The organism is Enterobacteriaceae bacterium ESL0689 (assembly GCA_029433525.1).
Taxonomy (GTDB): Bacteria; Pseudomonadota; Gammaproteobacteria; order Enterobacterales; family Enterobacteriaceae; genus JAQTIF01.
In genome coordinates this window covers 759409-772982 of sequence record JAQTIF010000001.1, presented here as the reverse complement: position 1 = coordinate 772982, position 13574 = coordinate 759409, and the positions used below count along the sequence as shown (strand labels likewise).

Annotated in this window: 12 protein-coding genes and 1 pseudogene; 7 read left to right on the top strand and 6 right to left on the bottom strand. The window is 51.7% G+C overall.

The features are described 5' to 3' along the window. Positions 1 to 240: 240 nt before the first annotated feature. Genes hofQ through PT300_03780 form a run of 5 tightly spaced genes read right to left on the bottom strand, consistent with a single transcriptional unit; the run spans position 241 to position 3552 of the window. The gene (hofQ, locus tag PT300_03800; protein MDF7679779.1) at positions 241 to 1479 is read right to left on the bottom strand and encodes a DNA uptake porin HofQ; all 1239 of its coding nucleotides are present in this window, start codon (positions 1477 to 1479) and stop codon (positions 241 to 243) included. Further along, entirely contained in the window at positions 1418 to 1801 is a 384-nt protein-coding gene (locus PT300_03795) for a HofP DNA utilization family protein (GenBank protein ID MDF7679778.1), read from the bottom strand. Before PT300_03795 ends, hofQ begins: the two co-directional genes overlap by 62 nt. Positions 1802 to 1803: 2 nt before the next feature. Then, positions 1804 to 2241, bottom strand: coding sequence for a hypothetical protein (locus tag PT300_03790; GenBank protein ID MDF7679777.1), 438 nt, complete (start codon positions 2239 to 2241; stop codon positions 1804 to 1806). Beyond that, a complete protein-coding gene (locus PT300_03785) occupies positions 2225 to 2764 on the bottom strand; it encodes a PilN domain-containing protein (GenBank protein MDF7679776.1) in 540 nt (179 codons plus the stop codon). The genes PT300_03790 and PT300_03785 overlap by 17 nt, the downstream gene beginning before the upstream one ends. After that, a complete protein-coding gene (locus PT300_03780) occupies positions 2761 to 3552 on the bottom strand; it encodes a pilus assembly protein (protein ID MDF7679775.1) in 792 nt (263 codons plus the stop codon). Before PT300_03780 ends, PT300_03785 begins: the two co-directional genes overlap by 4 nt. Positions 3553 to 3670: 118 nt before the next feature. Here PT300_03780 and mrcA point away from each other — a divergent pair, with 118 nt between their 5' ends. From mrcA to PT300_03765, 3 genes and pseudogenes are all read left to right on the top strand, one after another. Continuing rightward, positions 3671 to 6217, top strand: a complete 2547-nt coding sequence (mrcA, locus tag PT300_03775; protein ID MDF7679774.1) for a peptidoglycan glycosyltransferase/peptidoglycan DD-transpeptidase MrcA — start codon at positions 3671 to 3673, stop codon at positions 6215 to 6217. 47 nt (positions 6218 to 6264) lie between these two features. Then, positions 6265 to 6963: pseudogene (locus PT300_03770) on the top strand (PAAR domain-containing protein). 277 nt (positions 6964 to 7240) lie between these two features. Then, on the top strand, positions 7241 to 7396 hold the full coding sequence (locus PT300_03765) for an Imm8 family immunity protein (GenBank protein ID MDF7679773.1): 156 nt from the start codon (positions 7241 to 7243) through the stop codon (positions 7394 to 7396). Positions 7397 to 7563: 167 nt separating this feature from the next. Here PT300_03765 and nudE read toward each other — a convergent pair whose 3' ends face one another. Further along, positions 7564 to 8133 carry an ADP compounds hydrolase NudE gene (nudE, locus tag PT300_03760; protein MDF7679772.1) on the bottom strand — a complete coding sequence of 190 codons (570 nt, stop codon included), beginning with the start codon at positions 8131 to 8133 and terminating at the stop codon, positions 7564 to 7566. A gap of 359 nt (positions 8134 to 8492) precedes the next feature. Here nudE and PT300_03755 point away from each other — a divergent pair, with 359 nt between their 5' ends. From PT300_03755 to asd, 4 genes are all read left to right on the top strand, one after another. Further along, positions 8493 to 10607: an IgaA/UmoB family intracellular growth attenuator gene (locus PT300_03755; protein ID MDF7679771.1), complete on the top strand. Its 2115-nt coding sequence runs from the start codon at positions 8493 to 8495 to the stop codon at positions 10605 to 10607. A gap of 133 nt (positions 10608 to 10740) precedes the next feature. Continuing rightward, a complete protein-coding gene (gene hslR / locus PT300_03750) occupies positions 10741 to 11142 on the top strand; it encodes a ribosome-associated heat shock protein Hsp15 (protein MDF7679770.1) in 402 nt (133 codons plus the stop codon). Positions 11143 to 11304: 162 nt separating this feature from the next. Next, entirely contained in the window at positions 11305 to 12174 is an 870-nt protein-coding gene (gene hslO / locus PT300_03745) for an Hsp33 family molecular chaperone HslO (GenBank protein MDF7679769.1), read from the top strand. 275 nt (positions 12175 to 12449) lie between these two features. Continuing rightward, a complete protein-coding gene (asd, locus tag PT300_03740) occupies positions 12450 to 13556 on the top strand; it encodes an aspartate-semialdehyde dehydrogenase (GenBank protein ID MDF7679768.1) in 1107 nt (368 codons plus the stop codon). Positions 13557 to 13574: the final 18 nt, after the last annotated feature.

The window sequence follows — 13574 nt, the reverse complement described above, 5'->3', positions numbered from 1 at the left end:
GGTGTAGGGACAAAGTCCTGACCAGGGCATTTTGTTGGGGCGTCTGCGCGCAGACGCCCCAACAAAACATACCCTCTCCCTCAACTGAACGTGTTTTTCAGTCATTTTCGCAACTATTCCAGGGCATCGGCAGCACCCCAAAACCACCCCGAAAAAGGCGGCGGTTTGTCTCTGGATTTGAAGCCATCGGAACGCTCTCCTGACGCTTTTGATTCCAGTTTATGACCAGATATCAGATTATTAATCTACTGTCAGAATCCGTGGCGTAATAAAGACAACCAGTTCACGCCGCTCATTATCTTTACCATCCTGGCGAAATAGTGCACCAAGAAACGGGATATCACCCAGTAGCGGAACATGACTGCGGGCAGATTTATTTTTTTGCGAAAATATCCCCCCCAGCGCCAGCGTTTCCCCACTATTAACTTCTACCTGGGTCTCAATTTCCTGTTTATCAATCGCCAGCACTTCACCATTTTCCTGTTTCATCATCTGGCCGGGGGTGTTTTCGCTAATTCGTAACTTCAGGCGTATCCGGTTTGATTGTAACACTGTCGGCGTGACTTCCATTCCCAATACCGCCTCTTTAAATTCAAACGCCGTCGCGCCGCTGTCGCCACTGGAGACGGGATAGGGTATCTCACTCCCTTGTTTAATACTGGCTGATTGCATATGAGATGCCAGTAATCGTGGACTGGCGATAATCTCTATCTGCTGTTTTTTCTCCAGCGCCGAAAGTTCAAGCTCAAGCAAACGCCCATTGATACGGCCAATATTAAAGCCGGCTCGTGAACTGGCGTCAGTGACAGCATGCTGACTGCTCAGTGCTGTCATCTGCCTTACCTCAGAAATGCCACCATTTTCCGCCAGACTCCATTTTACGCCTAACTCCCGCAAGCTGGTTTCACTCATCGAGACAATATGCGCCGCCAGTTCGACCTGTCCGACAGGCAAATCCATTTCCCCGATCCACGTTTTCAACAGCGACAGATGAGGGGTATCATCATAAATCAGCAAGCGATTGGTTCGTTTATCTACGGTCAGATTACCACGCGCACTCAGTAATTTTTCCCCGGCTTTTGCCAGTTCTGTTGCATCAGCATACCGCACCATTACACTATGCCGTTGTAAAGGTAAATTCTGTAATTTCTTCGCACGATCCGCTTCCTGGCGGGCAAGCCATGCATTTTGCCAGGCTAACGTATGCACAAACATAATAGTTCCTTGCTGACGTAATACCAGTCCCGCGCTATCAGCAACTGAACGTAACGCCTGTGACCCCGGCACATTGTTCAACTGCAGTGATATCACACCGCTGACATCCGGTGCGACAACCAGGTTCTGGTGCTGCATTGTGGCCAGCGTTTGCAGCACCTGAGCAATCGGCACCTCATCAACCACGAGCGATACCGGTTGATTATCTTGTGCTGCGCGACTCAGTATCGGCAGCAACAGCAATAGCAGGCTTATCCAGCGCATGAGCGTCTCCCTTACGACGTTGCCATATCCAGTGTGCGGGTTCACACCCCGGCCCGGTTATGATTTCGATTTTTTCTGTTGTCAGCCGCTGAACCCGCCAGCCGGGTGATAATGACTGATTCTCCTTCACCCGTAACCACTTACCGTTATTGTCGCGCAAAATACCAATCCAGCGAGATGCGTGCCCTACCGCGCCACCATAATGCCAGCGGGTCAGCTGTGCCGTCTGGCACCGGTCTTCAGGCGGTTGAAAGGGATCGCGTTCACTCGCCAGTGAAAAAAAGGCCATTAACCCCAGCAGACACCAGCCTTTACCCGGCATGGTCATTGCTCCAGTTGCACAGACATCTGCAGAATGTTGTGCTCAGAATGCAACGTAAAGGCCGTCACCTGCATCCCACAGCGGGCCAGCCAGTAAAATAATGCGGGCACCGCTGACCAGCGAACGGTGAGTAATAGTTCTCCCCCATTCTCTGCCGGACGCCAGGCAACCAGTGTGACATCCGTAACAGGGATCGCCATCGGCGAAAAATGCTGCCACACCGGCTCATCAGAAGCAGTACTTTGCAGGGCTATTTTCAATGGCATGACGTTCAACCACTGCTGACGCAGGCGAGAATGCGGGTCATCTTCCGCTAACAAAGGGGGGGATGAACGCCAGAAATAGCCCAGCACTAGCGCTATCAACGCAAATGACAATACAAAATGCCCCCCGCGAGAAACCATCACGGCTGTCAACCATCGTTCAAAAAACAGATGCACGGGTAGACTCTCCAGTCAGCGTAAAACTAAACATCCAGATCCCTTGTGGATTACGGTGTATTTCACCCGCCTGAGCAGGCTGAAACCCTGTCACCTTATTTAGCCCATGTTCCAGTTGTGCTAATTCCTGCAGGTTTAATGTTTTGCCGGTCATTATCAGCGTACCTTGTCGATACGCCAGCCGGGTTAACCACGCCTGCTCCGGTATTAACGTCGCTATCATTCGCAGTCTCGGATGCCAGGCCGCAGTCAGGGCGCTTCGCTGTTGTTGTAAACGCCGTTGTTGTGACTGTTGCTGTTGTTCACGCAAGGCAATTTCACGTTGCCGGAGCTGAGAATAAAGCTGCTCTTCTTGCGTTTTTCTTACTCCCGCCAGCGTTTCATCAAGATGACGCATAACCAGATTCACCTGAAAGAGAGTGGCGAGTGTCAGTAACAGGCCGGTTATGTACCCTACCCCTATACGCCTCTTCTGACGGCGTTGCATTTCGCGCCAGGGAAGAAAATTAATCATCTGAATCATTTTATCGACTCTCCTAACGCAAGTCCCAGTGCGATAGCGAAGCGGTTCCCGTCATCCGGCAGTGGCGGATATAGATGATGGATAACACTCCACGGATTAAAACAGCGATCATCGGTCGGGGGATCGGCACATAAGCAAAGTGGGTTAACCGCTATCCGTGAAGCGAGTTGCGAAAATAGCGGTACATCGGTACATGAGATACTGCCCCATTCATCCTGAGTCGCCCACAGCCAGTGTCGATCACCGCGCCATGCCAGACCTTGTGAACCTTCGGGCAGCCGTGAAAGAAACGGGCTGAGCGCATTGGCATCCGGCACAATCGCCACCATTCGCAATTTTAAGCTTGCAGCGAGCTGGCGTAGTTTATCGATATCGGACTGTTGCGCAGCGGTGACCTGCCACTCTTTATTCTGCGCAACAGCACAATAATCAACACAGAGTGCTGATGCGGGCATTTCCAGCTGTTGTGACATGACGCCTGTTATCCAGCGGGCTTGTTCACTGTCATTCAATATCTGCTGAGGGCAAGGGACTCTTTTTTGCAGTGTCCGGTTGGCAGGAAAGGCGACACTTACCTGATGTTGCCAGGGTAATTCCCGCCGCCAGTCCTGTAGCTGTCTGGCCAGCGCGATGGCATCGATCACCACGCCCTGATCGACAATTCCCGGCATCAGCGTAATCTGCCACCAGCGACATAACTGCCAGCGGGCGCGGGTATAACGTAGTGCGACCAGCACGATAGCATCGTGCTGAATATGCATACCTATTCTCCAGTTAAGGAAGGCCATTATTATTATCTCCTTGTCCACCATCACAGTTCGACTCTATCAATGTATTTAGCTTGTCTTTATACTACTGAATACTTGTTTATAAACTGCTCGCATCAAACCAGATGGGAAATATCCGGTGAAGCTCGTAAAGTATTTATTGATTTTTGTCATTTGTTGCATTCTGTTGGGAGTCGGATCGATTATTGGTCTTTATAAATATGTCGAGCCACAGCTTCCTGATGTTGCCACATTGAAAGATGTACATTTGCAGATCCCGATGCAGGTCTACAGCGCGGAAGGTGAATTAATTGCACAATATGGCGAGAAACGTCGTATTCCCATAACATTGCAGGACATCCCGCCTGAGCTGGTAAATGCGTTTATTGCGACCGAAGATAGCCGTTTCTATGAACATCACGGCATCGATCCCGTCGGAATTTTTCGCGCCGTCAGTATTGCGATGTTCTCGGGTCGTGTTTCGCAAGGTGCCAGTACTATTACCCAACAGCTGGCACGTAACTTTTTTCTGAGTCCCGAAAGAACCTTTATACGTAAAATCAAAGAAGTTTTTCTGGCTATCCGCATTGAACAGCTACTGACGAAAAGAGAAATTCTTGAACTGTATCTGAATAAAATCTACCTCGGTTATCGTGCGTATGGTGTGGGTGCCGCGGCACAGGTTTACTTTGGTAAAACGCCCGACCAGCTGAGCCTGAGCGAAATGGCGATTATTGCCGGGCTGCCAAAAGCACCATCAACGTTCAATCCACTGTATTCGATGGCGCGTGCCACCCAGCGCCGCAATGTTGTCCTCACGCGAATGCTAAACGAAGGTTATATCACTCAGTCAGATTATAACCATGCGAGTAGCGAAACTATTAACGCCCATTATCATGCGCCGGAGGTCGTCTTCTCTGCGCCCTATCTCAGTGAGATGGTGCGTCAGGAGATGTTCAATCGCTATGGTGAACAAGCATATGAAGATGGTTATCGGGTCTATACCACCATTACCCGTAAAAATCAGCAGGCGGCGCAACAGGCGGTTCGTGACAATATCCTGGATTATGATATGCGCCACGGCTACCGCGGCCCGGCAAACATATGGTGGAAAAGCAGTGGGGCATCGTGGAGCCGGGCCAGGATCATCGCCGCTCTGAAAGCACTACCTGACTACCCGCCGCTCTCCCCTGCCGCCGTTCTGTCGGTCAGTCCGCAAACGGCGACAGTGCTGTTAGCCAACGGTACATCAGTGACATTAAATACAGAGAGTATTCGCTGGGCACGCCGTTTTATTTCTGATACCTCGCAAGGGGCGATGCCACGTAAAGTGGACGAGGTCTTACAAGCCGGAGAGCAAATCTGGTTGCGTCAGGTGAACGGTTCATGGTGGCTGTCGCAGCTTCCGGATGTCAATTCGTCGCTGGTGGCTGTCAACCCACAAAATGGTGCGATTATCGCACTGGTTGGCGGCTTTAGTTTTAATCAGAGCAAATTCAACCGCGCTACCCAGGCACTGCGTCAGGTCGGGTCAAACATTAAGCCCTTTCTCTATACCGCGGCGATGGATAAAGGCTTAACGCTGGCGAGTATCCTTAACGATGTGCCGATTTCCCGCTGGGATGCTGGTGCCGGTTCTGACTGGCAACCGAAAAATTCACCACCACAATATGCCGGACCTATTCGCCTGCGCCAGGGGCTGGGACAGTCAAAAAACGTGGTCATGGTGCGCGCGATGCGCGCGATGGGCGTCAATTACGCGGCAGAATATCTGCAACGTTTCGGCTTTCCCGAACAAAATATCGTTCGTACCGAATCCCTCGCCCTGGGCTCCGCCTCTTTTACGCCGCTACAGGTGGCACGCGGTTACGCCGTGATGAGCAATGGGGGCTTTCTGATTACGCCCTACTTTATCAGCAAGATTGAGAACGACAGAGATCATGTTATTTTTGAAGCTAAACCGAAAGTTGCCTGTCCGCAGTGTAATTTACCGGTAATTTACGGCGAGACGACGAGATCGAATATTCTGACTGAGAGCGATACTGAAAATATCGCCGCCACAACGCCCGCACCCGCGTACACCCCGTCAGATCAGAACAGTCAAACGCCCCTGGTGCAAAGCGGCATGGCTTCAGAATATGCGCCACATGTGATTAATACGCCGCTGGCTTTCCTGATAAAGAGTGCGCTGAACAGTAATATTTTTGGTGAACCTGGCTGGATGGGAACAGGCTGGCGTGCCGGGCGCGACCTGCAGCGCCGCGATGTTGGCGGAAAAACAGGCACGACGAACAGTTCAAAAGATGCGTGGTTCTCCGGATACGGCCCTGGGGTGGTGACAACCGTATGGATTGGCTTTGATGATCATCGTCGCGATTTGGGAAAAACCACGGTATCCGGTGCGATTAAAGATCAGATTTCCGGTTATGAAGGCGGTGCAAAAAGTGCCCAGCCTGCCTGGGATAACTTTATGAAACAGGTGCTTGACGGTGTACCGGAAGAGCCATTAACACCCCCTGTTGGCGTGGTGACTATTAATATCGACCGTAACAGCGGGCAATTAGCCAGTGGCGGTAGCGGCTATCCGGAATATTTTATTGAAGGAACCCAGCCCACCCAGCAATCGATTCAGGAGGCAGGGACCGTCGTTATCGATAGCGATGGCGACGTTCACGAGCTTTTCTGAGAAAAATATCGTGGGCTATTAGCGATAAATGAGCGACTGAACCAGGAATGCGTCACGATACATTTGCTGCCGCCCGTGAAGGGGACGCGGTTGAACATACTGCCTCACAGGGCTGGCTGATTGCCGGGGCTGTCGGCGGCACACTGCTCGGCGCAGCGGCGGTTGTCGCCACCGGGGGAATGAGTGCCATTGTCGTTGCCGCCACTGTCGGTGCCGGTGCCGCCGGAGGTGCCGGACTGGGGGAAGTGCCCGGCTCCATGTCCTGGGCACCCAGGCATAAAACCGGGGTGCTGGTAAAGGGCTCGCCCAATGTCTTCATCAACGGCAAACCGGCGATTATCGCCCATCTCTCTGCCGGTGACTGCGATGAGCATGGCCCCGGATTACAGGTGGTGGCGGAAGGTTCCAGCAATGTGTTTATCAATAGCTATCCTGTCGCCCGGGTCGGTGACAGGCTGAGCTGCAGTGCCACCATCAGCGAAGGGTCACCCAATGTTTTCATCGGTGGCGGCCGGGTTCAGACCGACGATATCAACCCGGAAATCCCCGGCTGGGTTAACTGGACGCTGATGGCCGTCGGCGTCGGCGCCACAGCCGTGCTGGCAGGCCCAGCTGTGGCTTTTTTCGGCGCTGTCGGCAGCATCGGTGGTGGCTATACTGGTGACTTTATCGGCGGCAAAATTTTTGGCGCAGGCAGCGATGAGCAGAAATGGGCTTCTCTGCTGGGCGCTGCGGCCGATGGATTTGCCAGTGCCGGTATTGGCGGGAAATACAGTGCGATACATAAAGCGGGGACAAATAGCGAAGAGATAGCCGGTGCAGAAAAGTCAGCGATAGCGTCCGCAAAAGAGAACGGGAATCATCCCCGTGGCGCGGAAAATGTCGCCACTTATCCCAGGCTGAAAGAAGAACTAACACAGCAGAATCTGAATAATATCGCGAAATTAGATCCAAGGCTGGCTGCGGTGGTTAAGGGTATGCACCCCCGAATGGCTTTGCAAAAATCAGTGGTTACCAGAGCTGATGCGCCATACCCTTCTGGTACGTAAATACGATCCCGATGAAATCACAAAAACTATCACTGATTATATCGATCAGTGTGAAGGCCGTGACTGGATGGAGATCGCACAAAAACTCTCCCGTGTCTTCGCCTGGGAATATGAAGATTACCCGCTTTAATGTCCATCCCAGCAGATGTCATTGGCGCAGCCAGCGCAGCGTACAGGTCATACGTCAGGATTTCGGCCACTGCCGAGAACCCAGACAACCTGACGAGTCCGACACTCAATCGCACAGGAAAGCAATGGCATTGAACTCCCGAAACACCTCTCTTGCAGAAATCGTTACTACCTACCAGACAAGCGTCCTTGTGCCAGCAGCCATTCACGAGCCAGAAACAGCGCACTGACGTTACGTGCTTCATTAAAATCTTCTTCCGCCAGTAAAGCCATGAGCTGCGATAATGGCCAGCGCACCTGGGTTAAGGGCTCTGGCTCATCTCCCGGCAGCGATTCCGGATACAGGTTTTCTGCGACTATCACATTGATCATACTGGAAAAACAGGAGGGAACCATGCTCATTTTTTTCAGAAACGTCACGTTATTAGCACCGAATCCGATCTCCTCTTTCAGTTCACGGTTAGCTGCTTGCTGCATCGATTCGCCAGGTTCCATCATCCCTTTGGGAAACCCCAGCTCATAACTTTCAGTGCCTACTGCATATTCACGAATTAAAATCAGGTGATCATCGATGATCGGCACAATCATCACTGCTTCACAGTCACAGGGGCGCATACGTTCATAAACACGAAAGACACCATTGCTGAATTGCAGATCGACACGTTCAATATTAAAAAGACGCGAGCGCGCAACCGTTTCAACGTGAAGAATAGCGGGTTTTTGTGATGATTTACTCATTGGCGGTGATCTGTTCTGTTATTACCCAGATCATTGTGCGACATCGCGCATCGTTTCGGCAATGTTATTCACGATAAATTGACCACGCAGCACAACGATCCCGCCCCCCAGAGGAAAAACCAGAAAAAGTCCGATAGCTCAAAACCGCCGTTGGCATACATAATCAATCAACATTCACCTTAAGAGCCTGGAGATAATCGTCGTCTCACCAGGCGACGGGAAACTTATTCATTCTGGCCTTTTCACCATTGCTATCAGCTTATGATTTTCTATATTATGCAATCAGTCTCCCGAACTATTACAACGCATATTGATAGCGCAATATTAATTAATCAGAAAATCATAATGACAGGACTGGCATGAGCACTTTTCTGATCGCTTGCATCCCGCTGCTAGCAGGCATAGGGCTTATTGGCTGGAGATACCGGTTATATGTCAGGCGTCACCGCTTACCTTTATTGCAGCTTTTTAATGATGCGACGATACGCAAACTTTCCACCGAAGAGCGTCAGGCGGCAGAAAGTTACCTCACAGAATTTAACCGTACTCAGCCCGCACTGACCTCTGATACACGCGCAGCATCCGCTGAACTGACACTGTCTGATAAAAACGAGACGGTTTTTATCGTCACCCGCGCCATTACACGCTACGGGATCACCCGCGATAATCCGTATCAATTACGTTATTTTCTCGACTCAACCGAAGTGCATCTGCCGCCGTTCTGGGAACAGCATATCGAGGATAAAAACCATATCGAACTGATCCCTGGCAATCAGTTGCCGCTGGTGATCGCGCTCAATGGTCATACACTCAACGACTCGCTCCAGGAGCGGCAACACTATTTTGCCCAACGCATACCTCCCGCGTCGATTTGCGGTCAGGAAAATGAGCCCACTACCTTACTGAAAATTCGTCAGGAAACAGCAGAAGAGTATGCTTTTAGCCACCCGCATGGTATCTATGAAGCCCTGTTGATCGTCGCGGCATTCCTGCTATTTTACCTCAGCCTGATCAGCGCCAGTGTCTTTATTCCGTGGCTGGCGGGGGGTGGCATACTGCTATTGCTGGCCGGTATCGTGAAGATCTATTTGCCACCCCGTCGTGCCGCTCTGCGCAAAATTCATTGCTTACATGGGGTTGCCAAACCCTGGGGGCTGTTTGGTGAAAATAACCTCGTGCAGATTAACAATATCTCACTGGGCTTATTTGATCTGACCTATCCTCATCACTGGCACCAGTGGATTACCCATGAATTTGGCAAATCGGGTCATGTCGAAGTCTATCCTGATCGTCACATCGTTCGCCAGGGCGAGTTTTTATCCTTGCATGATGAGGTCAAAAACTTTCCCCTGCAGCACTGGTTACGTAGCACCATTATCGCTGCTGGCGCACTATGGATCGTGATGCTGCTCTTAGCGACAGTACCATTAGCGATGCCGGTAAAATTCACCCTGTCATGGCTTCAGGAGACGCGCCCCATTACCGCCACAACGGTCACCCAACTCGAAAAAGCAAAGATTCGTATTGGCGATACATTACGTCTACAGGGGATCGGAATGTGTAAGATCCAGCCTGTCGATAACTGGCCAGAGAAAGAGTTCTCGCCATTTATGCCCTTTGATTGTTCGCAAATCCTCTGGAATGATACACCGGCTCTGCCGCTCCCGGCCTCCAGCATTGTCAACAAAGCCACGGCGCTGCTTCAGTCCGTGCAACGTCAGCTTCATCGGAGCGCGAATGATGACACCCATATCAGTGCGACATTACGCTCAGCCATTGAGAAATCCGATCTGATATTACTGGATGACTTTGCTGATATTGTCATCAAAACGCATCAGCTCTGCGCACAGCAAAACGATTGTGTTCGTTTGAAAAACGCGCTGGTTAACCTCGGCAATTCCCCTGACTGGGAGACGCTCACCAAACGAACCCTCTCAGGTAAGCTTAAAGGGGTGAATGTTCTGCTGCGCCCGGTTAGCGCAGAATCACTGGAAAACCTGGTCACCACCTCCACCACGCCCTTTATCAGTCGGGAAACATTACGTGCAGCAGAAGTACTCAATAATCATGTTGCCGGCGGTTTTCTGATTGCCAGCGACGAAAATCATGATCTGGTCAATCAACCCTGGACAACCCTCAACCTGCCAGACTATTCCGCCCGGGATCAGTGGGATAAATTACAGCGACTGTCTGATAATCTGACGCACATCCCCTTTCATGCCGAAGGGATCGTGACCCATATCCATACCGATATCAAAGGGACCCAGCACATCCTGCTGCATCCGCTGACCGATCCTGGCGAACACTGGCACTACATTGCCACCACGCTATTATTATCCACGATGCTGCTCTGTGTTGCCTGTCAGGGTACGCTGGCGATGATTCGCTATCGCCGTCATCGTCAACGGATGGCGGCCATTGCAGAATATTATGCCAGCCGTCTGAATCCGATACCTTATCCACCAACAACCTAGCGGCATGTATTCTGTTCGCCACAGGCACCTTGATTTATCACTTTTCACCCACATCTCTGGATAGCTGGCGTACCGGGTGATGCCAGATGGCGGCGATCTGCTGCGCTGTACGCTAATCGTCAAAGGAGAAGCGATGAAAGAGACACCGAATGTGCCTGTGCGGTTAGATAAATGGCTGTGGGCTGCCCGTTTTTATAAAACACGGGCGCTGGCACGGGCGATGATCGATGGTGGTAAAGTACACTATAACGGTCAGCATACTAAGCCGGGGAAAATCGTCGAACCGGGCGCTATTTTAACCCTACGTCAGGGTCATGATCAGCGTACCATCATCATTAAAGGCATCACCGAACAGCGCCGACCGGCCAGTGAAGCGGCGGCTTTGTATCAGGAAACAGCAGAAAGTATTGAGAAACGAGAGAAAATGGCGCTGGCTCGCAAAATGAATATATTAACGCTACCGCACCCCGACCGACGCCCGGATAAGAAAGAGCGTCGCGAACTGGTGCGATTTAAACTGGGTAGCAATGAATAATCACCCGCCCCACCCCAATGGCTCTGGTTGCGCCACGGCGCAGATGAGCCACCCCCTGGCCGCATAGCCAGGAATGGGCTGCCGCCGATCTGCGGTAGTCGTAAGGATAATCAGTATATACCCGTAATCCGCAGGCATAGGTTGCCAGCAAGAGAGGCCATTATGATAAAACACGATCAACTATATCGTTATCTATTTGAAAACTATGCCGTGCGCGGTGAACTGGTGACCGTATCGGACACACTGGAACACATTCTGGCTCATCATCACTACCCACAGCCGGTACAGAATGTACTCGCCGAGCTGTTAGTGGCTACCAGCTTGCTGACCGCCACGCTCAAATTTGCTGGCAATATTACAGTTCAGCTTCAGGGGGATGGCCCACTCTCTCTGGCGGTGATTAACGGTAATAATCAGCAGCAAATGCGCGGTGTCGCACGTTTTGAAGGCGATATTGCCGCAGATGCCAGTCTGAAAACCCTGGTCGGTAACGGGGCGCTGGTGATTACTATCACCCCGAATGACGGGGAACGCTATCAGGGGGTGGTCGCGCTGGAGGGAGAAACGCTGGCAGATTGTCTGGTCGATTATTTTCAGCGCTCAGAACAGTTACCCACCCGTCTTTACCTGCGTACCGGTGAGTATCAGGGTAAACCGATGGCCGGGGGGATGTTACTTCAGATGATGCCAGCCCAGGAAACGCAATCCACCGATTTCGATCATCTGGCGGTGCTGACAGAGACCATCACCGCCGATGAGCTATTCAGTCTGTCGGCGACTGATGTGCTGTGGCGTCTGTACCACGATGAAGAGGTGACCGTTTACGATCCGCAAAAGGTCGAATTCAAATGTTCCTGTTCCCGTGAACGTTGCGTCAGTGCGCTGAAAACGTTGTCAGATCAAGAGGTCGAGAGCATTCTCGCTGACGAAGGCAAAATTGATATGCATTGCGACTATTGCGGTCATCATTACCTTTTCGATGCCGACGATGTGGCCCGCATTCGTCATGATGGCTCGCCGGAAACGCACTGATCACTGCTGATCAATAAGCTGCCCCCTGAAAACGCACCTTACTCAAGGATGTATCCCACTTTTAGGGGCAGCACATGGATTCACTCAAGCGGCATTGTTCGGATCAATGCCGCTTCTTATGCCCGCTGCAGCGCGTAAAATAAATGACTTTACTGATAACGCCTGCATCATTGATTAATTTCACTTGCAACTTTAACTACATTTTGTAATGTGGAAGCGTTGGCCATTAACTGGCCTGATACAAACGACACACCACTTCCCCCAGGAAATAATTTATGAAAAATGTTGGTTTTATTGGCTGGCGTGGCATGGTCGGATCGGTACTCATGCAACGTATGCTCGAAGAGCATGACTTTGCCACGATCCGCCCGGTTTTCTTTTCCACTTCACAATCAGGGCAACCCGCGCCTTCTTTTAGTGATCATGCTGACGGCACGTTACAGGATGCCTATGACCTGGACGCCCTGAAAGGGCTGGACATTATTGTGACCTGCCAGGGGGGAGACTATACCAGTAAGATCTATCCCAAGCTACGTCACAGCGGCTGGCAGGGCTACTGGATCGACGCCGCCTCTTCCTTACGCATGGCCGATGATGCGATCATTATCCTCGATCCAGTCAACCAGGCAGTGATTGATGCCGGACTGAACAACGGTATCAAAACGTTTATCGGCGGTAACTGTACCGTCAGCCTGATGCTGATGTCGCTGGGCGGCCTGTTTGCCAGCGATCTGATTGAATGGGTCAGCGTCGCCACTTACCAGGCCGCATCGGGGGGAGGCGCACGCCATATGCGCGAACTGCTGACCCAGATGGGCCAGCTCTATCAGCATGTGACGACCGATCTTGCCGATCCATCCTCGGCGATCCTGGATATCGAACGCAAAGTCACCACCCTGACCCGTAGCGGTGAACTGCAGGTCGATAACTTTGGCGTACCGCTGGCGGGCAGTCTGATCCCGTGGATCGATAAACAACTGCCGAATGGTCAGAGCCGTGAAGAGTGGAAAGGCCAGGCGGAGACCAATAAAATCCTCGCCACCTCATCACTGATTCCGGTCGATGGGTTGTGTGTTCGCGTCGGGGCGCTACGTTGCCATAGCCAGGCATTCACCATCAAACTGAAAAAAGACGTCTCGATCCCGACTATCGAAGCGATGCTGGCCGCGCATAATCCGTGGGCCAAAGTCGTGCCCAATGATCGTGATATCACGCTACGTGAACTGACCCCCGCCGCCGTGACGGGCACGTTAACCACGCCGGTAGGACGCCTGCGTAAGCTCAATATGGGCGCGGAATATCTTTCGGCGTTTATGGTGGGCGATCAACTGTTATGGGGTGCCGCTGAGCCACTACGGCGCATGTTACGCCAGCTTACTTAATATTACGCTGAACGAAAT